Source organism: Candidatus Bathyarchaeota archaeon (assembly GCA_026014725.1).
In the GTDB taxonomy this organism is placed as follows: Archaea; Thermoproteota; Bathyarchaeia; order Bathyarchaeales; family Bathycorpusculaceae; genus Bathycorpusculum.
On the sequence record JAOZHV010000026.1, the window covers coordinates 70,544 to 96,403 of the forward strand.

26 protein-coding genes are annotated in these 25,860 nt (G+C 38.0%); 25 read left to right on the plus strand and 1 reads right to left on the minus strand.

What is annotated here, in order from left to right:
- The first annotated feature begins 39 nt into the window (after nt 1-39).
- From NWE95_04395 to NWE95_04405, 3 genes are all read left to right on the plus strand, one after another.
- Nucleotides 40-1,047, plus strand: coding sequence for a chemotaxis response regulator protein-glutamate methylesterase (locus NWE95_04395; protein ID MCW4003136.1), 1,008 nt, complete (start codon nt 40-42; stop codon nt 1,045-1,047).
- Nucleotides 1,048-1,148: 101 nt separating this feature from the next.
- Nucleotides 1,149-2,642 carry a methyl-accepting chemotaxis protein gene (locus tag NWE95_04400; GenBank protein ID MCW4003137.1) on the plus strand — a complete coding sequence of 498 codons (1,494 nt, stop codon included), beginning with the start codon at nt 1,149-1,151 and terminating at the stop codon, nt 2,640-2,642.
- 123 nt (nt 2,643-2,765) lie between these two features.
- On the plus strand, nt 2,766-3,290 hold the full coding sequence (locus NWE95_04405; GenBank protein MCW4003138.1) for a hypothetical protein: 525 nt from the start codon (nt 2,766-2,768) through the stop codon (nt 3,288-3,290).
- Between the two features lie 9 nt (nt 3,291-3,299).
- Here NWE95_04405 and NWE95_04410 read toward each other — a convergent pair whose 3' ends face one another.
- Nucleotides 3,300-4,022, minus strand: coding sequence for a DUF72 domain-containing protein (locus tag NWE95_04410; protein ID MCW4003139.1), 723 nt, complete (start codon nt 4,020-4,022; stop codon nt 3,300-3,302).
- A 153-nt stretch (nt 4,023-4,175) separates the two neighbouring features.
- Here NWE95_04410 and NWE95_04415 point away from each other — a divergent pair, with 153 nt between their 5' ends.
- The 22 genes from NWE95_04415 to NWE95_04520 all read left to right on the plus strand — a co-directional run bounded on the left by NWE95_04415 (nt 4,176) and on the right by NWE95_04520 (nt 25,850).
- Nucleotides 4,176-4,394 carry a hypothetical protein gene (locus NWE95_04415; protein ID MCW4003140.1) on the plus strand — a complete coding sequence of 73 codons (219 nt, stop codon included), beginning with the start codon at nt 4,176-4,178 and terminating at the stop codon, nt 4,392-4,394.
- Between the two features lie 78 nt (nt 4,395-4,472).
- Nucleotides 4,473-5,444 (plus strand): NADH:flavin oxidoreductase, encoded by a 972-nt coding sequence (locus NWE95_04420; GenBank protein MCW4003141.1) that lies wholly within the window; start codon nt 4,473-4,475, stop codon nt 5,442-5,444.
- A gap of 126 nt (nt 5,445-5,570) precedes the next feature.
- On the plus strand, nt 5,571-6,023 hold the full coding sequence (locus tag NWE95_04425) for a hypothetical protein (GenBank protein ID MCW4003142.1): 453 nt from the start codon (nt 5,571-5,573) through the stop codon (nt 6,021-6,023).
- A 232-nt stretch (nt 6,024-6,255) separates the two neighbouring features.
- Complete coding sequence (locus NWE95_04430; protein MCW4003143.1) at nt 6,256-6,645, plus strand: hypothetical protein; 390 nt, start codon at nt 6,256-6,258, stop codon at nt 6,643-6,645.
- Nucleotides 6,646-6,694: 49 nt separating this feature from the next.
- Nucleotides 6,695-7,024, plus strand: coding sequence for a winged helix-turn-helix domain-containing protein (locus tag NWE95_04435; protein ID MCW4003144.1), 330 nt, complete (start codon nt 6,695-6,697; stop codon nt 7,022-7,024).
- 70 nt (nt 7,025-7,094) lie between these two features.
- Nucleotides 7,095-7,598, plus strand: coding sequence for a hypothetical protein (locus tag NWE95_04440; protein ID MCW4003145.1), 504 nt, complete (start codon nt 7,095-7,097; stop codon nt 7,596-7,598).
- 31 nt (nt 7,599-7,629) lie between these two features.
- Nucleotides 7,630-8,181, plus strand: a complete 552-nt coding sequence (locus tag NWE95_04445) for a DUF1616 domain-containing protein (protein ID MCW4003146.1) — start codon at nt 7,630-7,632, stop codon at nt 8,179-8,181.
- Nucleotides 8,182-8,274: 93 nt separating this feature from the next.
- Nucleotides 8,275-9,036, plus strand: coding sequence for a glycosyltransferase family 2 protein (locus tag NWE95_04450; GenBank protein MCW4003147.1), 762 nt, complete (start codon nt 8,275-8,277; stop codon nt 9,034-9,036).
- A 77-nt stretch (nt 9,037-9,113) separates the two neighbouring features.
- Nucleotides 9,114-9,983, plus strand: a complete 870-nt coding sequence (gene rfbD / locus NWE95_04455; GenBank protein ID MCW4003148.1) for a dTDP-4-dehydrorhamnose reductase — start codon at nt 9,114-9,116, stop codon at nt 9,981-9,983.
- Nucleotides 9,984-10,101: 118 nt separating this feature from the next.
- Nucleotides 10,102-11,256 carry a glycosyltransferase family 4 protein gene (locus NWE95_04460; protein ID MCW4003149.1) on the plus strand — a complete coding sequence of 385 codons (1,155 nt, stop codon included), beginning with the start codon at nt 10,102-10,104 and terminating at the stop codon, nt 11,254-11,256.
- 52 nt (nt 11,257-11,308) lie between these two features.
- Nucleotides 11,309-12,469 carry a glycosyltransferase gene (locus NWE95_04465; protein ID MCW4003150.1) on the plus strand — a complete coding sequence of 387 codons (1,161 nt, stop codon included), beginning with the start codon at nt 11,309-11,311 and terminating at the stop codon, nt 12,467-12,469.
- Nucleotides 12,470-12,486: 17 nt separating this feature from the next.
- A complete protein-coding gene (locus NWE95_04470) occupies nt 12,487-13,689 on the plus strand; it encodes a glycosyltransferase family 4 protein (protein MCW4003151.1) in 1,203 nt (400 codons plus the stop codon).
- Nucleotides 13,690-13,838: 149 nt separating this feature from the next.
- Nucleotides 13,839-14,531, plus strand: a complete 693-nt coding sequence (locus NWE95_04475) for a hypothetical protein (protein ID MCW4003152.1) — start codon at nt 13,839-13,841, stop codon at nt 14,529-14,531.
- A 72-nt stretch (nt 14,532-14,603) separates the two neighbouring features.
- Entirely contained in the window at nt 14,604-16,193 is a 1,590-nt protein-coding gene (locus tag NWE95_04480) for a hypothetical protein (protein MCW4003153.1), read from the plus strand.
- Nucleotides 16,194-16,243: 50 nt separating this feature from the next.
- Nucleotides 16,244-17,518 (plus strand): glycosyltransferase, encoded by a 1,275-nt coding sequence (locus tag NWE95_04485; GenBank protein MCW4003154.1) that lies wholly within the window; start codon nt 16,244-16,246, stop codon nt 17,516-17,518.
- A 136-nt stretch (nt 17,519-17,654) separates the two neighbouring features.
- Nucleotides 17,655-18,530 carry a class I SAM-dependent methyltransferase gene (locus NWE95_04490; GenBank protein ID MCW4003155.1) on the plus strand — a complete coding sequence of 292 codons (876 nt, stop codon included), beginning with the start codon at nt 17,655-17,657 and terminating at the stop codon, nt 18,528-18,530.
- A 136-nt stretch (nt 18,531-18,666) separates the two neighbouring features.
- Nucleotides 18,667-19,710, plus strand: a complete 1,044-nt coding sequence (locus tag NWE95_04495) for a glycosyltransferase family 2 protein (protein ID MCW4003156.1) — start codon at nt 18,667-18,669, stop codon at nt 19,708-19,710.
- A gap of 7 nt (nt 19,711-19,717) precedes the next feature.
- The gene (locus NWE95_04500) at nt 19,718-20,896 is read left to right on the plus strand and encodes a hypothetical protein (GenBank protein MCW4003157.1); all 1,179 of its coding nucleotides are present in this window, start codon (nt 19,718-19,720) and stop codon (nt 20,894-20,896) included.
- Between the two features lie 50 nt (nt 20,897-20,946).
- Entirely contained in the window at nt 20,947-21,942 is a 996-nt protein-coding gene (locus NWE95_04505; GenBank protein MCW4003158.1) for a glycosyltransferase, read from the plus strand.
- A gap of 46 nt (nt 21,943-21,988) precedes the next feature.
- Nucleotides 21,989-23,047, plus strand: a complete 1,059-nt coding sequence (locus tag NWE95_04510) for an SDR family oxidoreductase (GenBank protein MCW4003159.1) — start codon at nt 21,989-21,991, stop codon at nt 23,045-23,047.
- A 4-nt stretch (nt 23,048-23,051) separates the two neighbouring features.
- A complete protein-coding gene (locus NWE95_04515) occupies nt 23,052-24,407 on the plus strand; it encodes a methyltransferase domain-containing protein (GenBank protein MCW4003160.1) in 1,356 nt (451 codons plus the stop codon).
- 207 nt (nt 24,408-24,614) lie between these two features.
- Complete coding sequence (locus NWE95_04520) at nt 24,615-25,850, plus strand: class I SAM-dependent methyltransferase (GenBank protein ID MCW4003161.1); 1,236 nt, start codon at nt 24,615-24,617, stop codon at nt 25,848-25,850.
- Nucleotides 25,851-25,860 lie beyond the last annotated feature (10 nt).

Sequence of the window (25,860 nt, forward strand, 5' to 3'; positions counted from 1 at the left end):
CCTCTTCTTTTCTGCGCTCCACATTTTATGTGATGCACTTTGGCGCAAATCAGGTTGCTTGTAGTTGATGATTCTTTGTTTATGTTGAGGCTACTTGAGGATATCTTTCGAACTGACCCCGAGATATCGGTTGTTGGTACAGCTCGTGATGGAGAAGAAGCTCTTTCGAAAATTGCCAGCTTGCATCCTGATGTCGTTACCATGGATATTGAAATGCCCAAAATGAGCGGTTTAACCGCCCTTAGAAAAATCATGAAAACAAATCCATTGCCCGTGGTAATGATTAGTACTTTAACACAACGTGAAGCACAACTAACGTTGACAGCACTGGAATTTGGTGCAGTGGATTATGTACCTAAACCGTCTGCGCAATCACTTAATATGCATGCTCTCAGGGACGAGCTTATTTCAAAAATCAAAACTGCTGCTTTAGCTAACCTATCTCCCCTTAAACAGGTCATTCATGAAGATTTACTCCCGACTAAAAATAATGACAAGATTATTTCGATTGCTGCTTCAACTGGGGGCCCCCCTGCGGTTACCGAGATTCTAAAAGCTTTTCCGCCGGATATACCGCCTATGTTAATAGTACAACATATGCCAAGGGGTATTACCAAACTTTTCGCTGAACGATTACAAAATGTTTGCAAATTTAGGGTAAAGGAAGCTGAAGACGGCGACAACATTGTGGCGGAAAGAGTGTTGCTTGCTCCAGGCGGTTTCCATATGGTGGTTACTAGAGAAAGAAAGGTCCGCTTAACTGAAGATCCTCCAGTTAATTACGTGCGGCCTTCCGCTGATGTTACGATGATGTCTATGGCGAAAGTTTATGGTTCAAAAAGCATCGGCGTGGTTTTAACCGGAATGGGATCAGATGGTGCTAGGGGAATTAAAGCTATTAAAGAAAATGGCGGGTTCACGATTGCCCAAGACGAGCAAACTAGTGTTGTTTTTGGTATGCCAAAAGTTGCAGCACAAATGGGTTTTGTTGATAAGGTTGCTCCCTTAGATTTTATACCCCGTGAGATAATGAAGGCATGCAACTAATTTTAAATCCATAATTTTGAATCCATATAGGCTCTTCATAATTTACTTATAAAGAAACCGAGGAATTGATTCGTTAATAGCACTAATGGAACGTTGGCGAAATGACTGATGAATTACGTGAAAAACGCACTGTAAATCAGGATAAGGAAATAGAAAGGCTGGAAAAAGAAAATAAACGGCTACAAGAAGAAAACAAGGAGTTAAAAAATCAAGTCATTGAAATTCTCAGAGATGCGATAGCTGGTGCCGAAAAAATTAATCTGAAGGCTGACGAGATTATCCAGAATGCTGCAAAAGCTGCTGAACTTGCTTATCAGGCTGAGCAATCCGCTGTGAAAGTCGCCGAGTTAGCAACAGGAGCCAGCGATATTGTAAGTAAAGTTACTGCTTGTGCAAAGAGTGTTGAAGAAGTCGCCAATAAAGTTGCCTCTAGTGCAGATGGCGCTACACAATCAACATCTAAAGTAGTTGAGATGGGTAAGGAAGCGGCGAACGTTTCAAACCAGATGGCAATTGGCATGCAACAAGTTAGCAGTGCTTCTCAGCAAGTATCAACAGGTGCTCAGAAGCTAGCTGATTTATCTCAAAACGCTGCGAGAAGTACTGAAGCATTGAAAAAAGTTATGGATGAGGCAGGATTGATTGCTAGGGAAGCTTCTGCAGTGACTGAAGACGCATTGAAGAAGGCAAAAGAAGCAAACGAGAAAGGCCAACAGGGACTCGTAGCAATAGAGAATATAAAAGAAAACATAACGCGGGTTTCTGATGCTGTCACATCAATGGTTAACTCGGTTGAGCAGGTTGGTCAGATGGCTAACTCTGTTTCAGACATTGCTGGTCAAACTAATATGTTGGCATTGAACGCTGCCATTGAAGCTGCGCGGGCTGGAGAAGCTGGCAGAGGTTTTGCTGTTGTAGCTGATGCTGTTAAAGGTTTAGCTGGCGAGTCTAAGGAAGCAGCTGGATCAGCCATCAATTTGGTCAAAGGTATTAAAGAAGCAGGCATTCAAACAAGCAATATTACTCAGCAGTCACAAGCGGGCGCAGCCGAAGGCGCAAACGTAGTCTTAGGTGCCATAAAAGAATCTGAAGCTATCACAAGAATCATGGATGACATGACGAGTAAAGTCAATAAACTCACTAATGGAGTCGAACGAGGACTAGATGCATTAAATGTAGTTGTGAAGACTATTGAAGAAGTAGCCAGCATCGCTGAGGAAAGCTCATCTGCATCAGAAGAGGCCTCTTCAGCAGTTGAAGAACAAACTGCTGCTTCGGAAGAGATGGCGGCGATAGCTAAAGATGTTTCTGCGACAGCTGAAGAAGTGGCAAAGGTAACGGCGGGTGTTGTCAGTGAAGCAAAAGAAATGGCGCAACTTGCTTGGAATGTAGTTACCGATGCAACGAAAGTTGAAGATTCAGCTAAACAAATCCTATCGGAAGCTGAGACTGTGGGTAAAAACTCGAATACAGTGGTGACTGAAGCTACGACGATGGCAGAAGTGACAGAGCAGATGCAAAACGACCTTAGAGAACTTATCGAGAGCAGGACTAAACTACTCAATAGTTATCTTGAAAAGACTGCAAGCAACTAAACTTTCCTTTTTCTCTTTAAAAATAATTCCACAGCTTGTTTTCTTTACATCTTCTTTGTGCATAAGTTCTGTGACATACAAGTGTTTTTTTACGTTGCAAACGCTACGTGAGTTTGATCAACATTGGATCAAGAAGTTGTAAAACAAGAGGTTCAAAAGTCCGCTGGCTCTCAAGCGACAGGGCAACCTGAGAAAAAGAAACCTGTGTCGGCTGAGGAGCTTGTTGCAGCTCTAAAGAGTACAGGAGACGACATTGGTCAAATAAGTGAACTTACCTCGGAAGAAAACCTAATAGTTGATCAATTTTTTATTTCTCTCTTAAAATTAATGCAACCCCTTGCTCCATCCATACCTGTGAACCAATTAGTGCTTCCCGCCGAAGTTGGTGATGCCGTGCAAGCTGATGTTGACCCCACGGGGCATTTAATATTGCAGTATAATGATGGGCACGTTGAACTAGTAAACTTGATTGAGAAGAAAAATCGCGAACTCATGGTTGCGGTTATCAGTGACATCTTGCCAAAATTCAAGAACTTGACAAGCGCACAGAAACGCAAGTTAGAGAATCGTATCAAGTTACTGTCAAGCGTTACAAAAGAAATGCAAAAGATTTCCGAAGCTCTCTCCGCCGCTTTATCTGGACCATAGTTCCCTTTTTCATTCGTTCAACAGTTTTTTTAGGGTTAGGCAGTTTTTTGGGGCGTTAGCGTTAAAGTCGTTGTTGAAATAGCAGAATACTTGCCGTGCGTTTTGATGCTTTATCTTTTCTGCCCACTCTTTGAGTTCTTCATCAGGGTAAAAGTGCTTGTACCAACTATTCTTACCATGAAACCGAACATAAATCTGGGAGGCGGTTTTTACAAGCGTTTGAGGTAGCCCCGAGGCTGACACAGCACAAAACACCAGTCCTTTCTCCACCATGAAGTCGTAGACTTCCCTGTCCCACCAGCTCTCATGTCTAAACTCTACGACGTTGATAACGTTGGGGTCTACTTGTTCAGCAATTTGTTGGAGCAACTCCATGCTTTTGTGGACGAAAGGAGGAAGCTGAAAGAGCACGCACAGCAGTTTTTCTCTTAAAAGGTGAGCTAATTGGTAAAAGTTTGCTGTGAGTTGTTGGGTATTGTGGAATTTGTGCGTATGCGTTATTGCCCTGTTTGCTTTAAGCGTGAATCTGAAGTCAGCAGGGGTTTTCTGGTACCATCCCAAGAGCAACCTCTCGCTTGGGAACCGATAGAAAGTATTGTTGACTTCTAACGTATTGAAAATCTGGGTGTAATATTGAAGCCATTTGGTTTTAGGTAAGGCTTGAGGATAGAAAATCCCCTTCCAATGATCATAATAAAAGCCTGAGCAACCCAAAAAATGCATAGTTTCCATATTATCCGTAAGAAATCAAGATTAAACATACTTAAATGGGTTTTAGCTGGCAAGCATTAGCACTCACTTTAACTCACCCCTCCCCCAACTCACAATGTCGCTTGAGCACCCATATTTTAAACAAAAATAGCGTAACCTCGACTGTGAATCAACATGGCACAAGCCCAAATAGCAACCGAAGAAGACATGCAAATAGACTTGATTATCCACGACTTCTCAGCCCTCTTGATCGAAGAATTCATCCAAAAAATCGTTAAACCCTACTTCAAAGGCAACATGAACGAAGCAGTGAAGAGCCTAATGCAGAAAGCAATCAGCGAAGAAACAATAGTAAACCAAGCAATAATCCAAAAAACAACTAAAAAACGCTGAAAAGCCCCAATTTATTAGTTTTTGTAGTGCAAGTTCTTATATTGCCCAGCCGAGCCCTTTATGGCAATGGTGCCACTCTTGGTAGGACTCCTCGACCCCCTAACTATCAAGGGCATAACCCTTAGAAACCGCATAGTTATGCCTCCAATGCAGTCAGGCAGAGCCTCCTTTGAAGGCGCTGTAACTAACAGGCTCATCAACTTCTATGTCCGCCGCTCAACTGCACTCGGGTTGCCCATTGTTGAACATGCGTATGTTTCACCAATGGGGAAGATTGGTCCAAAACAGTTGGGAATATACGACGACACGCTCCTAGCAGGGTTTGAGAAACTTGCATCGGCTATCCATGCAGTGGGTGCTCCCACTGTAGTGCAGATTAACCATGCTGGCGGAGTAGCAAACAAAAAAGTCATCGGTGCAGTGCCTACAGGTCCATCGGAGACGGGGAAAACCCGAGCGTTGGAAAAAGCTGAATTGTACAGTATTGCTGATGAGTATGCTTTGGCGGCTGAGCGCGCAGTAAAGGCAGGTTTTGACGGGGTTGAGCTTCATGGTGCGCATGGTTACTTGCTGAATCAGTTCTTTTCGCCTTTGATAAACAAGCGTGACGATGAGTTTGGTGGTTCGCTTGAGAACAGGATGCGTTTTCCGTTGCTGGTTGTTGAGAAAGTTCGCAGGTGCTTGAATGATAAGCTTTTGCTCTACAGGTTGGGTTCTGATGATTTAGCACCGATGGGTACTCATATCGAAGATGTCGTCACGTTTGCGGTGAAGTTGGAAGCAGCAGGAGTTGATATCCTTGATGTGTCAGGCGGCATGTGCGGAAGTGAACCTAAGCAGTTGCGGCAAATCAAAGGCTATTTTGTGCCACAAGCAGTACGAATCAAGAAGACTGTCAGCGCTCCTGTTATTGGGGTCGGCGGAATAACCGATGCAAAGTTTGCTGATGAACTGGTGAGGGCTGGTGAAGTGGATTTGGTAGCAGTGGGTAGAGCGCTTTGGCATGATTGTGAATGGGCGCAAAAAGCCATGCAAACACTAAAAGGTTAACAAGGCACTTGTATGTGAGTGTTGTGCAGTTCCATTTTAACCATGTACTTGGGAAAATGTTTATTAAGACATGCGACACCTTATACGTCAAGACAAACAACGCATATATACCATGGGGGCGAAGGATTGATTAAACCAACATTACCTGCAACGATAGTGGCACTAGTTTTGGTGGCAATAGCCTTAACGCTTACAACCTATGGAGCAATCACGGTAAGCAAGAATTTATCGTCTACAGGTTCAATAAATGTAACACCAAACCTTGGCGTATACTCTGATAGCGGATGCACAACTACCCTGTCAGCTATAGATTGGGGCACAATATCTCCGGGTAGCAATATAACTAGAACCATCTACGTTAAGAACACAGGCACGGGGACTTCCTTAACATTAAGTATGACCACGAGTAACTGGAACCCGACAAGCGCAAATGGTCCTATAACAATTACTTGGAACAAAGAGGGCACTATACTGACGCCTGGACAATCAACTGCGGCTGTGATAACGCTGACCACTTCACAAAGCATATCTGGCATAACAAGTTTTAGCGTTCAAATATCCATAACTGGCACCGCTTAAGAACCCTTTTTTTATTATTATAGAGCTTGTTTGTTTTGCAATTTATCTAAAACATTGTCCGTAATGAGTTAGAAAAATAGAGGATTTCTTCTAGATTATTTATATAGTTGTTTAATCTGCTATTCTTTAATAAGCGCTAATTCGATAGAGGAGTCGATTGAGGAGTTCAATGGAGAAGGGAGTGCAGAGTGTTTCCTACTTATGTTCTTATCCGCTCCTGCCAGGGGGGGAGATGATAAACGTGACTATCGACCAAAAAACCCTGGTTGACGAGCTCAAAACAGAATGGAAAAGACTCTGGGCGGAAAGAGTTGACGACAAAATTCGGGCCGAAGGCATAGCTGTTAATGATTACTCGATGCTTAACGTTGACCGAGGAACAATCATCCATGCAACAAGAGATTACAAAGCCTTAAACTTTAAAGAGATTCTAGAACGCCACAAAATAGAAAACGCCGAAAGATTCATTCCCCCTTTACCTGAAATTGGCGGATGGAACAAATTTATCAAAGACGCAATACGCCAAAAACCCGTCGTAAAGAAACGCGCGCGCCTCTATCAAAAAGATGTACCTATCAAGCAGCAGCCCAAGAAGGGTGGCAGAGGCTGGCTGCATAAATAGCCTAATAGTGAATAAACCAAAGAATTAACTTTTCATTAAGGGATTTTTTATGGGAAATTATAGGCGAAGAGTTGACATTATAGCTGACATACTTGGGGTCGTTAGCTCAGATGCCAAAAAAACACAAATAATGTTCAAAGCAAACTTGAGCTACAAAGTTTTAACCAAATACCTTACAGAAATCCTTGATGCGTCATTGATAACTTTTGAGGAAGAAAGGCAATGTTACATGCTTACTAGTAAAGGGCATGATTTCTTAGCAAACTATAAGATTTACTACAAAACCAACAAGTACCTCGAGAAACGCTTAAGTCATATAATGCGCACCAAAAGAACTTTAGACGAATTATGTCGCCCTGTTAATAATGAGGACAATTAAATACCCCGAGTAAAGAACTGACAAAGTTATCTCCCAATAACGCTTTAACATAAGTTTGGTTGCGGCACAATTGGTGATTAAAAAAAGCTTGCGAACAATTATTATGGTCTTCATGTTAATCGTCATTGTAAGCATCTATGTCTCAACCGTGCAAGCAAAAGATGAGCTCTCAAACATTGAAACCGCTAATGTTCATATTAACCAAGCCTTCGCTAGCGTGTTGGCTGCAGAAAAAGCAGGGGGAAATGTTACTGACCTATTGCTTGCGTTGAACACTGCGGCAGAATACTTGGCGGCGGCTGAAAACAACTACAGAAGTGGCAATTTAGCAAATGTTAATCCTAACGTAGACAGCGCGATCATAATTGCCAACCAAGTTAATAGTGGTGCGCTTGCTTTGCGTGAGACTAGTCTCATTAAATCCCAAGAAAATTTCTGGGTAACTTTGACCTTTTCCGTAGTCGGTGCCATTGTTTTTTCATTAGTGCTGGCATTTGTTTGGAGACGCTTCAAACGTTCCTACATGAGCAAACTGCTTGATATGAGGCCTGAGGTGGCAGAAGATACACCTTGACAATTACCGCATTATCTTTATTGCCGTCGGCTTGATTGGTGTATTGTTGTTTTCTTGGCCCACAATTGGTTTAGTAGTAAAACCGCCTGAAGGCGAAGTGTTTTCTGAACTCTACATCCTTGGATCTAATCACATGTTTGATGATATTCCGTTTAACGTCAAAGCTGGTGTAACCTACTCGATTTACTTGGGTGTAGGTAACCATATGGGGTCATCTTGTTACTACACATGCTTTGTCAAGTTGCGCAATGAGACTGAACCTCTTCCCAACACCAAGTCTGGAACGCCAAGTTCCCTGCCTGTTTTGTATGAGTTCAAATCTTTTATTAAAAATGATGAATATTGGGAATCACCTCTAACATTCAAAGTTAATCATTTAGTGTTCGCCAATGGTGTCTCTTACTTGTCTGGTATTACTATTAATGAACAAGATTTTCAAGTTAGCACAATCTCTGCATGGAATACAAACAAAACAGGCTATTACTACAGCCTTTTTGTGGAACTCTGGATATATAATTCTACATCTAATGCTTCTCAATTTCATAATAGGTACGTTAATTTAATTCTAAATATGACACAGTAGGCTTATTTCTAAAATCGACATAGAATTAACTTCTGCGGTTTCTTATATATAACGATTCTTTAATTGAGTTAAAGGAGAAAGGAAAAGGAAAGCATGCAAGAAAAAGAATGGTGCCCAGTAGAACTATATCATGATGCACTGTATAAGTCATCACAACCTATGCAAATTATTCTCGCGGCGTTGAATGAAGAGCAAGGCATAGCTTACACCATAACCGAGCTTAAGGCATACTTGAATAATCCTCGAATCTTAGTGGTTGATGGCAACAGCCGAGACAACACCGTTCATGTTGCCAAGAATTTAGGTGCGGATGTGGTTTTTCAGGAAGGAACCGGAAAAGGAGATGCTATAGGTTTAGGGCTTAAATGCATGGACACTAATGTAGAGTATATAGTGTTGAGCGATGCCGATTATACTTATCCTGCCAAGCACATCCCTCAAATGATAAAAATACTGGAGAAAAATCCCAGAATTGGCATGGTTTGTGGTAACAGATTCAACTCTGAATTCCCACTGACAGGTATGAAAGGAATATTTCATATCGGTAACAAGTTAATAGCGACCGCTCACACGATACTAACAGGCATGTCTTTAAACGACCCGTTAACTGGCTTAAGGGTTATTAGAGCAGATCTTCTACGAAACTGGAATCCACTGTCAAAGGATTTTGACATCGAAGTAGAACTAAATAATTATATTGAAAAAACAGGATTCGAAACTATTGAAATTCCAATAGCTTACCGTCCACGCTTAGGCGAAAAGAAGCTCAAAATGAAACATGGGCTCTTAATCTTAAAGAGAATTATTTCTGAAACTTTGAAAAGCAACAACCTATGGACCGAAATACCTCATTGATTCTTAATTAATATTTTATGAAATCGTAAATAATGAAAAATTAAGTGAAGACTGAACTGGAGGAAAATTAAACGAAAATATTATTATCTGGAGCCGCTGGAATGCTCGGGAGTGCTTTATGCCCAACCTTGATGAAGAGAAAGCATGAAGTGTTTGCGACAGATCTTGCGCCAACGAATGAAACGAAATTCCTTGATGTCCGAAGTTTTAAACAAGTAGAAGAAATGGTCAGATCCGTCAAACCTGATATTGTTATGCACCTCGCAGCAGAAACAGATGTTGATAAATGCGAAATTGAGCCCGACCATGCTTTTCTAACTAATACCATCGGGACTCAAAATGTAAGTATTGTTTGCCAAAAATATAATGTCATAATGGTTTATATTAGCACTATAGGGGTGTTTTACGGGGATAAGATAGAGCCATATACCGAATTTGATACTCCTAACCCAATAAACATTTATGGTCAGAGCAAACTTGAGGGTGAGAAGATTGTCCAGAGCCTATTAAACCGATATTATATCGTTCGAGCAGGCTGGATGGTTGGGGGTGGTCCTGAAAGGGACAAAAAATTCATAGGCAAAATGATTCGGCAAATGGATAATGGCAAAACTCTGAAAGCTGTGAATGATAAGATTGGCAGCCCCACTTACACCGTAGATTTTTCCAAATGCCTAGCAGACCTTATTGAAACCGATTACTTTGGTCTTTATCACTGCACAAATAAAGGGTATTGTTCAAGGTTCGATGTAGCTAAAAAAATAGTTGAAATTTTTGGGCGGACGGACGTTACTGTTGAGGCAGTAAGTTCTGCATATTTTCCCTTGCCAGCTGCACGAGCGAGATCCGAGATGTCTAGAAATTATAAGCTTCAGCTTCTTGGTATGGATTCAACTAGAAAATGGGATGACGCCCTCAAAGATTACATAAATAGCTCTTGGAAATAATCCGAGGGTTCATCTATTTGCTAATAATGATTTAGGCTTTACCCAGATAAAGGCACCAAGCATTGATTTTACTCAAACAATATGTCGTGATATTTTGCGAATAGCCTTCTTAGGAACCATGGGAATCCCTGCGCGCTACGGTGGGTTTGAAACCTGCGTAGAAGAAGTTGCTACTAGGCTAGCTAAACAAGGGCATGAAATAATAGTGTATTGTGGTTATAGAGGCTCGAAACCGAGAGCTAAAGTTTACAAAGGAGTTAAACTTATCTTTGTTCCTTGTCTTAACAATAAATTTCTAGACTTTCCATTCCGTTCGCTAATTTCTACGATAGATTTAATGCGAAGAAAGGTACATATTGCTCATTTTTTTGGCTCTGATGCATGGCCCTTTACTATAGCAACTAGAATGATGTCAATTAAAACTGTCCTGACCTTGGACGGAATGGTTTGGAAAAGATCAAGCTATCCTTGGGTGATTCGAAAGATTTTACTCATAACAGCTAGGTTTGCTTGTTATTTCCCTAATACAACAATAGTTGACTCAAAGGTCGTTCAACATTGGTATCAACGAAATCTCGGTGAAAGACCAACATATGTTCCTTATGGGGCAAACGTTAATCTAAGGAAACCTGATATTGCCAACCTTATTAAAAGAGGATTGGTAGAAAGAAAGTATGTACTTTTTGTCGGTAGGTTGGTGAAAGAGAAAGGGGTTCATTACTTGGTTGAGGCTTTTAAAAAAATTAAAACCGACTATACTTTAGTCATCGTTGGAGCTGACCCATATGGTAAAGAATATGAATTGTACCTCAAAAAAATTTCGGGCAAAAATACTGTGTTTCTAGGCAATGTGTATGGAAGAGAATGTGAGAATCTCTATGCTGGCGCTTACCTTTACGTTACGCCTTCAGACCTTGAAGGCACGTCTCCTGCCTTACTTACTGCAATGTCCTTTGGAAAGTGTACCTTAGTTAGTAATATCCCTGAAAACATGGAAACCATAGGTGACTCTGGGTTCTTTTTTAGGCATGGAAATATTGAAGACTTAAGGCAAAAACTACAGTTACTTCTGGCTACTCCTACTTTAGTTGATCTTGCGGGCCGGAAAGCAATAAACCGCATTAATGCCTATTATAACTGGGATTTAATTACCGACCAGATTAGGAGGATATATTCATCTAATTTACGTTTGAATATCTCGGACAAGATTGACGATTATAAATCCAATTCAAGTGAACAGTTTCAGTATCTAATGGCGCAGGAGAAATCATAATATAGAAACCTTAAAGTTTCTTTTATGTACAAGTTTTTATCCACCATATCACTTGGGTGGAGATGCTACTCATGTCAAATATCTTGCTGAAGAGCTTGCTAGAATAGGTCATGAAATTCATGTTATACATAGTATAGACGCTTATCGAGTTAAGCGAAGCAATTCATTTCATGTAAAGGAACCACTTGAAAATAATAATCTTCACGTACATAGAGTTGAATCAATACCGCACCAAAAAGATCCTGCTCTTGCTTATGTATTTGGGCATTGTTTTTCGGTTGAAAGAAAGTTTGACCAGGTAATCCTGAGAGAGCGCCCAGAAATTGTCCATTATCATAATATCTCGCTTTTAGGTTATTCTATAATGAAAAAAAAAGGAAATTATCTCTCCCTTTATACTGCACATGATTATTGGCTTATTTGCCAGATGAACAACCTTGTTAGAAATAATCTGACTCACTGCGTTCGAAAACAATGTTATTCATGTGCTTTGTCTTGGAAACGTTTTCCTCAATTTTGGCGTCGAACTAACGATTTTAAGCAGATTATTTTCAACATAGATCTCTTAATATCCCCCAGTGATTACGTTCGGAAAAGGCTTTTGCAGGAAGTTCATCTCAATAGTTGTACTCTTCCTAATTTTGCCCCAAAACCGCCGGAGAATATTCCTAAAACAGACTTTTCAAACTACTTTCTTTTTGTTGGAATGCTTGAAGAACACAAAGGGATTCTATCGCTTCTGGATGTTTTCAAAACGATTAAAAATGATTTAAAGGCAAGTTTGTTAATCGTTGGAGGCGGGAGCCTTGAAACAATTGTTCGGAATTACATTGAAAAGAACTCCCTTGGTGATAGAGTACATTTCTTAGGTTTTGTTAACTATCATCAGCTTTATTCTTTATATTCGAATGCTTTGGCGTTGATAGTTCCGTCAATTTGGCCTGAGAATGCTCCGCTAGTAGCGTTGGAAGCACTTTCTGTTGGTACTCCTGTGATAGCTTCTAACAAAGGAGGGTTACCCGAGATTGTGAGGAAAGTTGACAAGATATTGATCTTTAATGATAACGATCAACTTAAAACAATTTTATTGTCTTTCTCAAGGCAAGCTTACCCTGTTGAAAAAATTAAGTCTGTTTACAAAAAGAACTACTCGCCTGAAGCATATATCGAGAGATATTTGAAAGCAATAAAAATGTTAACTGTTAGAAAATAAAGTAGTGATTTTTTACTGTGAGCAAAGAAAATATCTCTTATAAGCTTTCAGTACTATGGTTAAGCTTTACAATGATGGATTCAGATCTTCATAAAACAGCTTTTGAAAATATTCTTGAAAATCTCGTGAAATTAGGAAATAAAGTCTCGCTGATGGCGATTCGAACAAGATTACCCTATAAGAATAAATATGGGAATAAAAAACCGTCTATAAGGATCACAGTTATACCTATAAGATATTTTCCGCTTATTTCTATAGCAATTTTCACAGTATTACAATCTATCTTGCTTCCTTTTTATCTGCTTGCAAAAAAGATAAAATTCGTTATCTATGACCCTGATATGCATATTTTGAGCAGTTTTGTAGTTCTTGGTCTTTGTAAATTTACCAAAACAAAACTAGTTTTGGATGTGCGAAGTACTCCGGTAGAGACTCATGGAGTCCGTGGCTATCTCAAAAAGTTTTGGTTTTCTTGTTCGATTCTGATTGCTAAACGTTTGTTTGATGGAATTACAATTATCACTCCGTTAATGAAGCATGAAATCTGCAATGATTATGGTCTTGATCCTGACAAGATTGGTGTTTGGACGTCGGGAGTATCTGAGTCTCTTTTTGATCCACTTGCATTTAAAGGCGATGCCCTGAGAAGAAAGTTAGGTCTTAAAAATAGATTTATTATTTTGTACCATGGAGTATTCACTCCTACTAGGGCATTAATAGAGACAATACAATCCCTGAAATTATTAATTCCAAAATATCCTGACATTCTTTTGTTTCTTTTGGGTTCTGGGCCTTCGTTAGGTAGCTTAGAATTGGCTGTTCAAAACGAGCACCTTGAAAAGCATGTTATTATTTCGAAACCGGTTGCTCCATCCAAAGTTCCCGAGTTCATTAGCATGTGTGATGTCGGTATTATTCCTTTACCCAATCATCCATATTGGCGTTTCCAAAGTCCGCTTAAACTCTTTGAGTATTTGGCTATGGAAAAAGTGGTTGTTCTGACGGATATTCCTGCTCATCGGACCGTGATTGGTACAGCTAACTGCGGAATATATGTTTCATCTGTCCATCCAAAAGACTTGGCAGAGGGCATAGAAAAAGCTTATTTAAACAAGGAAGTGCTGAAAATCTCTGGGCAAATTGGAAGAAATTTAGTAAAGCAGAAATACACGTGGGCTAAGGTTTCGGAAGATTTAGAAAGATATTTATGCACTTTATGATACACCTTTGTGTGAATGTTAAGTATTTCAACATGTAATTCACTGAAGATTTATATATATCAACACCCATTTGTAAAAGGGGGTTGTATGGTATCATAAGGATTGCGATAGCGGGGCGCCATAAAAAGGCATATGTTGTTCTCTTACTTATGATGCTAGCAAATTACCCGATTTTCCTCTCACCTGCGAATGCCCAGTTCTCTGCCCAAGTTCAAATAAATTCTACCGGCACTATCGTTATTCCAACTCCAACCCCTACTCCAACACCCACTCCTTCCGCAACTAACTTGGCACGCATTCCCAACGATTTTGAATTAACATATGGAAATGGTCCACAAATCATATTTCTCGATTATAATGTCGTTAGAACGGCTGGAAAGCCAAGCATACGCCTTGAACCTCACACTTCTCTTGATGTAAACGTGGCAAGGGAAGTTGATGGTAAATGGTACACTGTAAATCCTGGGGACCATATTGTCGCAAAGTGTTGGATGAGAGTCCTGACTAATTCGTCTACTCTGGGTTATCCTCAGTGTGGAGCGCGAATCGGCATAGATTTTTATGGTTATGTTAATGGCGTATTTACGATGTTGCCTGCCGATGCTTTCTGGTATAATTATTATGGCGGAGATTTTTCAAAAATGTACGTTTGTGATAGCAATGGTGGAGCGTGGCAGCAAAAAACAATAGATATTATTGTTCCTGCGACTGCAACTGATTCAGCCGGCAATGTTGGCATAGTTACTATGTTTGTGCTGTGGCTTCAAGGTGCCCCTTGGATACAACACAGTACGGCTAGCGCCGTTTGGTTCGCTGATGCAGAACTATACATTAATCCTTAGTGTTTTTGCGTTTTTATATTAAATACTCATAGTATTCTTTTTTCCTTTGCAGTTTCTCATAAGGTGGCGCTGTTGAAAAAAAACAAACTAGCAGTTTTACCACTTTTAGTCGGCATAGCTTTTTTGATTTATTCATGGTTTGAAAGCTATCCGTTATCAATTGATTATCCTGGAGATTTTGTTTTTAATCACATATCCTTTTTTTATTGGCTTAGTCTTCCATTAATATTAGGATCTCTGTACGTACTAGGAGTATTTTCGAAAAATCACTCTTTCAAATGCCTTGTGTCAATTGCAGTAATCCTGACAATATATTCAATCTCTTTCTTTTACTCCTCGATGCCTACCGCCGATTCACAATTTTTCAGAGGGCTAACTGAATATTTTTTAAATACAAACAAATTGGATGCTTCTTACATATCTCATTATTATTATCAATGGCCATCTTATTTTCTTCTGGCTGGCACTGTAACTTCTTTAAGTGGATTAAATGTTATTGGCTTCGAATTTTTGTTCTACGCTATAATCGGTGTTTTGCTATCAATGACTTTGTATATTTATGCTTCCAAATACTTTAAAAATGGTGCGTTTTTTGCCGTAATTTCCTTTTTTATTTCAATGTATTGGTTCCTGAATTATCAGAGTGTTCCTTTTTCATTTGCTCTCGCGTTAACTTTTCTTTTGTTTATGTTTGAACTCCAAAAAAAGAGTGCTCCTGCTTTATTAATAATACTTGTACTATTTTTTTGTATATCATTTACCCATTTTTTTGTGAGTTTATTTTTCATTTTTTATCTGATTCTTCGGAGCATCATCGGTAGAAGCAAACAATATGCAAAGCTCTCCTTAATGACCCTAACCATTTATTTGGTAACACAGCTCTCGTTTACTTCTTGGAATTGGATTAAATTTAATCTTGGGCTTTTGGTAAACTCGTCTCCAGAATACGGTGTAATTGTTGAAACAACTTTAAAACCGATTATAATCCCGTTTGATATATTGGCTCAGAATATTTCAAGAACAGTTACAATTGTGACTATTGCAATTTGTTTATTTAGTTACGTTTTTCTCGTAATTAAGCGGAAGTTCAGGGTCGTTGACACAGCTATTCTTCTTTCTGGTTTAGCTTATTTGGCTCTGGGTTTTATTTTTTATACCTTGGGCTCGCGAGCTCTCACTATATTTTTCATACCTATATGTTTGGGAGTTGCTTTTTTATTTGAAACTAAATTCCGGATTTACATAAAAGGCATATTTTTAGTTTTATTGGTTCTTTGGGTTTTTGTGCCTATTCATACCTCGTATAATTCGTATATTGGTGAGTTTATCCCATTCCAAACTTATGAGGTTTCTAATGCTGAAAACTTCCTTGTAAATCACTATAACTGGACGACTCCAGGTCTAATGCTTGTACATGCTCCTATTAGAGTTTATTTATCATCAGTTTTAGATCCAACACAGGTTAAAACAACGTTTCCAGAGGATATTTCCTCCGTTCTTTTTCCTGAGCCAAAAGAATATAATGGTATATTTTACACTGTTGGTCTTGGAAATGACTTTTTAATTTATAACTATACATTAGATGAACTTGTCTCTGAAGGGCAACTAAGTGTTTTGTACACTAACGGCTTGTCTGAAATAGCAATAAAGAGTTCAAAATAGCTTGAAGATTAGAGATCGTGATTGAGGAGCTTATGTGAGGTTGGAACTCAATGTTAAATGGGCAATTGAAAATTATCTCATCGGGAAAACCAAAAATATCGATCGTGATTTGTTTCAATAATCACGAAATTCTGCGGGAAAATTTGATAAAGAGTCTCGAGCAACAGCATAATATAAACTTCGAACTAATAGCAGTGGACAACACTGAGAAAAAATTTTCCTCGATTCCTTCTGCTTTGAACTACGGTGGACACAAAGCAACTGGAGATTATATAATGTTTGTACACCAGGATATTTTCCTTTGTGGCGAAAATTGGCTAAATACAGCATTTAGTCTTTTGAGTGCACTGCCGGCGTTAGGCGCCGCGGGTGTAGCTGGGCTTGATTCAACAGGAATGGAGACTGGTTTTATTCTGGATCGGGGAAGGTATTGGGGTAGACCTTTAAGTATGCCGATGCCAGTTCAAACATTGGATGAGCAACTAATAATCATTCCACGAATTGTATTTGAAAAAATACAATTTGATGAAAATTTTAACTATCACTTGTATGGGGCAGATTACTGTCTTTCGGTCCAAAGCCTTGGACTAAAAGTATATGTCCTTCCACTTTTTGTTGAACACAATTCCTTATCTATCGGAACCTTAAAAGCGTCAAGTATTCAACAACAAGAAAAAATACTTATTAAGAAACATAAGGGCAAATTCAAAACTATACATAAAACAACAGGGCATCTTGGAGGAAAGAGAGTTGCAATAAAAAGGTTTTTTACATTAAGCTCAGACTTTTATTTGGTAGTGATTGAAGCTTTTTTAAAACTCTTAAAAGTTTCAATGGATAAAAAAACAATCATAGACATAGGTTGTTTGCCTATTGAGCAAATTTCGATGAAGAGACGTTTGGAAAGAAAATTATTTAGTGTTGGTGTTTCACAAAAAAAACGTTACTTAGTTATTAGTAAGAAATTGGGTATTCATGATGACTACGTAGTTGTCGATCCAGAAAAACTCCCTTTTAGAACTGAAAGTTTTGATATTGCTTTTTTTTCAGGTTTACTGGAATATCTTTCAAAAGAAAAAGCTGAGCTTACACTTAGTGCCTCTGAGAAAATTGCAAAAATGAGTTTAGTAAGGGTTTACTGTAATACTTCCTCTAAAAATTTTATGTGTGTTTATTTCGAAGGCGGTCTAGTGTTAGAGCAATCAAGCTGGGACAAGGATTATTTTAAACGTAAACATTACCAAACGTTATCTTTTTGGATTAACCGAAAATTTCCTCGTACATTATATGCATTTAAATCAAATATGCAGAGACAGAATGTTTAAAATTGGCTAAAAGTAGATATTAGCTTTTCTAAAATGTGGGTAGATAGATAATCAAATATTTGATTTAAGAAATAATAAAGAGAAAATTACACGAAAAAATTCAAATTGAGTAAACAGATTTCGGAGGAAATACTTCTTGAGAATTAAGCGGTATCTGAAGAATGCTACACGAAGACTTTTAATTATATTTTTTCGTTCGATTGGAAAGTTAACACGACATTATTACAAAGAAGATTACGTCAGAGTTTATCCAGATGGACTCTCATTTGATAATAATGGAAATAAAATTAAATCGACAAGAAATGACATTAATAATTTCTTAAATCATTGCAAGTTCTACAAATTTGCCGCTCAATTCGTTAATAATAAAGTGGTTGTCGACGTAGGTTGTGGTAGCGGCTATGGTTGTAAAATACTGAAACAAAGCGGCGCAAAGTTTGTTTATGGATTAGACCCTTCTGAGCATGCTCTGAAATTTGCCAAATCGGTTTACGGCGAGTTTGCTGATTTCAGAATTCAGGAAATTACAAACATAAAAGACTTTCCGAATGGTTTTTTTGATGTTTCTATTTCAAATGAGGTTCTTGAACACATTAAAGAATATGGTATGGAAGAACAAGCAATATGTGAATTGAAAAGAATTACGCGTAAGGACGGTTTGATGATTATCGGTACACCAAACAATGAGATGCTTAATTCTCACGGTTTTTCTTTTGAAGAGATTAACGTGTTGTTTAAAAAACACTTTTCTCAATTTTGTATCTTTGAAAACGCTCTCGTCCCTTTCGGTAATGCTAAATCTTTGTGGGAATATAGGTTGTCTAAAGGAAAAACAGGTGTGATAGTCTCTGAAAATATTTCATTAGCAGAAACTGTTTTACCCGAAGGTGTAAACCCTGAAATCAAGAAAGGCATTGATGTGGGATTGTTGCGTTTTGCCTCTTACTGTATTGATACGACGCTTCTTCACAATACTCATTCATGGGTTATACTCGCTATAAACTCAGAATAGGTTTAAATGTAAGAACTAATCACTCATTCCTGATTTAGTGTTCATATGTTGTCAGTAATGATGGTCTAATATTTATTATTCTATTTCAGAATTTTTAAAAAACTATAATTTCAAGCTTCAACAGGTGCTAAAAAGCTTGCCTCAAGTTTCCGTTATTGTGGTTAACTACAATTGTCATACAACCTTAAAAGCTTGTATCCACAGTATTCTTCTCTCCAAAAATGTCGGAGAATTAGTATTAGTTGATAATGCTTCTACTGATCGTAGTCTTGAACTGATACAAGATTACACAACTGATGAGCGCTTGAAGATTATTCCTTTGAAAAGCAATATTGGCTTGGCTGGGGCAAGAAATCTAGCAGTAACTAAAACAAATTGTGAATACCTCGCCTTTACTGACGCCGACTCTATTGTAGATCCTGATTGGTTAGGGACACCATGTTCACTTCTTGAAAACTACCAAACGATTGGCGCCGTTCAGTGCAAAATGTTGAGTATAAAAACTCCGAATCTGCTTTCAATCGCTGGGACTTTGGTGAATGGCATAAGCTGGTTTAAATCGCCTGAAAAAAAGCTCAATTTCGAATTAATTTTGTTCCCTGTTGGTGCATGTATAATTACCCGCCGAGATATTTGGGATATTGTTTCAGGTTTTGACTCTGCGTTTTTCGTAGGACATGATGATATAGATTTTGGAATTAGACTATGGTTAAGAGGTTATGCTGTTGTATGTACTTCAGAAGGAATAGTTTACCATGATGGAGGTAATCTCAGATCCAGCAAGGGTGTTGCTCCAATTTTTCATTTCTACGGTGGAAGAAACATGTTGTCCATTTGGGCAAAAGACCTAGAAGGAAGGACACTGGTAAAGCATGTTTTACCTTTCTCATTTTTTTATCCATTTCAAGCCTTTTTACATGGTGGTGGAATTACGGGAATTATTGGAGTGATTTCTTTTTTGAGAACGTTGCCATCGATTTTAACTAAACGGCAAAAAATCCAAGCTCATCGAAAAATTTCCGATAATGTACTGGTTCCAATGTTGCGCGATGCCAACTTTTTACCTGTTCAAGAATTTACTGATGATTTTAGGACTGTGTTAAAGTTTATTCTTCGCAAAACTCGATCTATCAAAAAACTAAAAACCTTGTCATTGAAAAACGTTTTAATCTGTAAGTGATAATATATTGGTCTCTTTGTTATTTCTGGGTCAACTAACTATACAAGCCAATGCTTTACTGCCTTATTTATCTAGACATGGTTATCAAGTTACCGCAATTAACACTTCAAAATGGGCATCTCCTGAAAAAATTGCCGACAGTAATATTTCTGTATTTAACTTATACAGCAACAGTATAGGTAAAATTCTTTTAGGTAAACCTGAAAGTTATAGAAAAATAGCTTTTTATAAATTTGTTAAGAATCTAAATCTTAAAAATGATTTATCTGGTAGTTTTGTTAACGCCGCAAAGGCAGATCTTGTCTATGCAAGTTGGGGGTCTCTTAGTCTTCCTGAGGTTGGATTACTGCAAAGATATCAGACTCCAATAGTGTACGAATTTCTAACATACCCCACAGTTAGGACTGGTTGGGCTGAGAAAACTGAGAATTTTTTCAGCAGGCACATAATAAATAGTCTAGATGGGCGAATTTTTTCTACTAAAAGAATGGCTGCCTACTTCAGCAATAAATTCGGTTTAAATAATGGTAAAAACTTGGTTTTCATGGAATGCTATCCTAAAAAATACTATTATCAAAAGAGATTACCACTTCTCTCAGAGATTGATGGTCAACCGCATATAGTTTTTATAGGAATGGATGTTGACGATATCCTGCCCGAAATTGAAAGGGTTTCTAAAAATAAAATTCATGTTCATTTTTGCGATCTAAAACAAGCTGGTTGGCCTCAAGGCAAATCAGAAAGGGCGTATAACTCTTCTCTTTATGTAAATGGTTCTTTAAACAAAAATTACGTTCATACTTTTAACAGATTTTCCAATGACGAAATATCGGATGGAACTTTTGCAACTTTCTTAACACAATTTGATGCCTGCTTAGTTACATACGATTTTTGGCGTGGTTCCAGCTTAAACAGATTCTCTAATAGTATACCCAGCCGTTTTTCGATTGCGCTCCTTGCCGGAATTCCAATTATTATCCCAGGCGGCTACTTGAAAGGATGCGAGGATATAATAAAAGAACATAGAATAGGTTTTACATATAGAAATTACTCTGATTTAAAAAACAAATTATTTAATAGAAACTTGTTAAGTGAATATCAAATCAACGCTATTAACAATCGCAGTGTGTTCTCACTTGAAAATAATTTTAGCCAATTGGATAATTTTTTAAAGAACTTAATTTAACTGATTCCTTGGTATATAACTGTATATGGATAACAAAAGTTCTTGCTTTAATGAGTGAAATATTTTTACAATTAATGGAATGTGTAGAGATGGTACTGCCACAGCATAGACCTAGAGTAACTATAGGGTTGCCAGTTTTCAATGGGGGAAAATACCTTAGGTTCGCTTTAGATTCTATTCTTTCCCAGACTTACGGGGATTTTGAACTTATTATTTCAGATAATGCTTCGACTGATGAAACTCAATTGATATGCCAAGAATACCAATTAAGAGATCATAGAATCCGTTATTTTCGAAATAAAAAAAATCTGGGGATAGCCAAAAATCATAACTTAGTTTTTCAGTTATCATTGGGAGAATATTTCAAATGGGCATCACATGACGATGTTTTATCTCCAACCTTTATTGAGGAATGCGTCAGAGCATTAGATAAAGATCAATCTATGGTTTTATGTCATTCTAAAACTGGTCGTATTGATACGACTGGTAAATTAATTGGTTTATACGAATTAGGTGTTCACTTTACAACAAAAAAGAGTAATGATTTTTCTGACATTATTAGCATGAGAAATTATGCTTGGCTTCTGATCCTTGGATTAATTCGGTCGTCCGCTCTTAAACAAACAAATCTCCTTGGGAGTTATATAAGTGCAGATAGGAATCTTCTTGCAGAACTTCGTCTTCGTGGATCTTTTAATATTATTCCAAAGATACTTTTCTTTAGACGAGAGCATCCTCAAGCTTACACTAACAAATCTCATAAAAGCCTTCAAGAAAAACAAAACTGTTGGTTGGAAGACAAAGGATCAAAGATAGTTTTCCCTTATATGAAAGTTTTTACTGAATATTTCAAAAGTGTTAAACGATCACCCATGAAATGGTCTGAGAAACAAACATGTTATGTCAAAATAATTAAATGGTTGATAAGAGAGGGCTGGGTTCTAGTAACGATGGATATAGGTTTAAACCTTATAACCAATCAACATATATTAAGAATCTTAGCCCCTGTAAGCCAAAAATTCATCCAAAAAGCAGGTATCAAATAACTCCTTAAATTTCGGTTCAAAAATAATATAAAAAAGTGATTATAAAATGCTTGTCTTGGTTGCTGGAAACAAAGGATATGTCGGTATGGTAATGGTGCCGCTTCTAAAATCGGCAGGGCTCGACGTTTTAGGAGTTGATAGCGGTCTCTTCGAGGGATGCATTTTCGGTAAAGAAACAGATCAAGCTATCCTTAGCGATGTCAAACAAATGACAAAAGATATTCGTGATGTTACTTTATCCGATTTGAAAGGAGTTGATGCTATTGTGAATCTCGCCGCCCTTTCAAATGACCCTCTTAGTAACCTAAATCCTGAATTGACTTATCAGATTAATCATCAAGCTTCTGTTAGGTTGGCTCGGCTTGCTAAGCAAGCTGGGGTTTCACGCTTTGTGTTTGCTTCATCTTGCAGTATTTATGGTGCTGCTGGCTCTGATATTGTAACCGAAGAATCCGAGCTTAACCCTGTAACTCCTTATGGCGTCTCTAAAATGCTCTCGGAGCAAGATATTTCAAAGTTGGCTGATTCTACTTTTAGCCCTACTTTTCTTCGTTCAGCAACAGCTTACGGTTTGTCCCCAATGTTACGTTTTGATCTAGTTCTTAACAATCTTGTTGCGTGGGCTTACACAACAGGTTCTGTAATGCTGAAGAGCGATGGAATGGCATGGCGCCCAATAATCCATTGTGAAGATATGTCACGCGCGTTTATAGCAACTCTTGAAGCGTCACGTGATTTAATTCATAATCAAGCCTTTAATGTTGGGATAACAGCTGAGAATTTTAGGGTTAGAGAACTTGCAGAAATAGTGAAGGATACCGTGCCTGGCTCCAAAGTTGAATTTGCTAATAGCGCTGAGCCTGATAAGCGCTCTTATCGTGTTGATTTTAGTAAAATCTCTCAAACTTTGAAGGGCTTCAAACCTAAATGGAATGCACGCTTAGGTGCAAAACAGCTTTATGAGGCTTATAAAAAAGTCGGCATAACTCTTGAAGAATTCGAGGGTCCACGATATCGACGTATAACGCATCTTGAGAACAGTATAAAGTCTGGGCTTCTTGATCATACACTGCGTAGAACGGATTTGAATAGTGCTGGACTGTGATTCATTGAAATTTGACTTCTTAAATTTTTTAAAATGTCCTTTTTGTGGTTCCCGTTTCGAGATTGAGGAAGCCGTTACTGAGGTAGAAAGCGAACTGATAAATGGGTGTGTAAAATGTGATTGCAATAAATTTCCTATTCTTGAGGGTATTTTGCTTATTAAAGAGTTTTCATTGGATGATTGCATTAAACTTATCAAAGAACGAAGAATAAATGAAGCAACAGTACGATATATATGGTCTGAACGATTTATTATCGGTAATTATCTGAAAAGATTAGATAAACTCTCGCTTCGATTCCCCCCTCAATCACTCGTTTCTTTTGGAAAGGCGCTTTCAAGTTTAGCCGAGAAGTTTTCAGAGGGTCGCTTGAAAAAGAAATATGAACGTTTTTCAAAGCAGCAAATTTCTTTCATTGATCTTTTGGAGACCGAGACGAAAAAAGGTGATTTATACCCTGCTTATATGAAACATCGTTTCTCAACTGAAACATTTTGGTCTCTCTATCCTTTTCTACCATTACTTAAGAGAAAGAATGAAAAAGTTTTAGATATTGCATGCGGTGGTGGACACGCTTCGTTCGTGTTGTCTAATTATATTAATCTTCAACAATTATGTTCGGTCGATATCTCTTTTAAACATCTATTTTATGCAAAAAAATATTTCGCCCCAAAAGCGCAGTTTATTTGTCTTGATGCTGGTTTGCCTCTTCCGTTTGATAATGGAATATTTAATTCAATATTAATGTCGGATGCGTTTGGGTATGTCGATTCACGGGTTTCATTAGCCCGAGAGATGAAACGTTGTCTGGTGCCCGAAGGGCTTCTTCTGCTGTTGCATGTACATAATTCTCTCACTTTTAATTTAGGACAGGGACATCCATTAACTCCAAAATCGTGTTTGCGACTTTTCAATGATGTAGGAATTAAAGTCAAAGTTATGCCGGAAAGAAAAATAATACATGACTTTATAATAAAAAATAAACTTGACCTCTTGGAAGACTATACCGAAGATGAACTTAATTCTTCTAACGGATTAATTCTTATGGCAACCGATGATGGATCGCTTTTTAAGGTCCATGATAATGTTGATAAAGATTTCTTGAGCATTAAAAGCAACCTGATCATAAATCCAATTTATCGTGTAGAAAAGAAAGATGACAAATTCTTGTTGGAACGCCCGGTCTCAGCATGCTGTTTAGGTGATCATTATCCATTTTCTGAAGAATATTTGCCAAAAAAGATTGAACTCGACGGAATATGCGTAAAAGACAATAGACAGCTATGTTCTTTTGATGCCCAGAAAGTTGAGGAGTTAATGAAAAAATTCATATTACTTAATGTCCCAGAAAATTATGTGTAAATTGAAGAGGATGACCATTTTTTTTTTTAAAAAAAATCAAATGTAATACATTTTCAGTACATATGGCTCTCTCTTAAAAAGGGGCATTTAAGGGATAGTTCCATATCACTTACCTTGAACGCAACCTTAATCTTCAGAGGATGAATTACCTAATTAAATTAACGATCAATTACACAGATAGCGTTTGGAGGGGAAAGTATCAAAAAAATTGGTTCGCCTGCTTGTAGGTTCTGTGGAGCTCCATTAAAACATACATTTGTCGATTTGGGGATGCAACCCCTCTGCGAAAGCTATGTAAAAGCAGAGCAACTAAATCATATGGAACCTTTCTATCCGTTGCATGTAAGAGTTTGCGATCAATGTTTTTTAGTCCAACTGGAAGAATATGTTTCTCCCAAAGAAATTTTTTGTGAGTATGCGTATTTTTCATCCTACTCAGAAGCATGGTTAAATCATGCCCAAGCTTACGTTGATATGATTGTTAAAAGGTTGTCTCTTAATAAAGATAGCCTTGTTGTCGAGGTTGCTAGCAACGATGGTTATCTTCTTCAATATTTTGCAAAGTATGGTGTCCCCGTCTTAGGGATTGAACCAGCGGCAAACGTAGCTGAAGTAGCAATAAAGAAAGGTATTCCTACAGTTGTTGATTTCTTCAATTTAGAAATCGCTAATGCTCTTTTTAAGAAAGGTCAAAGTGCCGATTTGATTATCGGAAATAATGTTCTTGCTCAAGTAACGGACCTCAACGGATTCGTAGAGAGCATGAAGGTATTGCTCAAATCGTCGGGTGTGATAACCATGGAGTTTCCTCACTTAATGAATCTTGTTGCGGAAAATCAATTTGACACTATTTATCACGAACATTTTTCATATTTTTCATTGCTAACGGTCGAAAAAATTTTTGCTGCGCATGGTTTAACTATATTTGATGTAGACAGGCTAAGCACACATGGAGGCTCTTTGCGTATTTATGCTTGCCATAGCGAAGATTCTTCAAAGCCTGTTAAGAAATCGGTATTGGATTTAAGAGAAACAGAGCAACAGCAAGGTTACGATAGTTTGGATATTTATTTTACGTTTTCTGAAAGAGTGAGGGCAACGAAGAGGAATCTTTTAGATTTTCTAATTAGATTAAAGCGTGAGAAAAAGACAATTGCCGGTTATGGTGCACCAGGTAAAGGTAATACCCTTCTTAATTATTGCGGAATTCGTTCAGATTTTTTGGATTATACTGTTGACCGGAACCCTTACAAACAAGGTAAGTTCTTGCCAGGAACCCATATCCCAATTTACAGTCCTGAAAAGATCGCTAAGACAAAACCTGATTACATCTTTATTTTACCTTGGAATATTAAAGATGAAATAATTAACCAGTTAGCTTATGTTAAGGCGTGGGGTGCTAAATTTATAGTTCCCATTCCAGAAGTCAAAGTTTATGAGTAGTAACAAACAA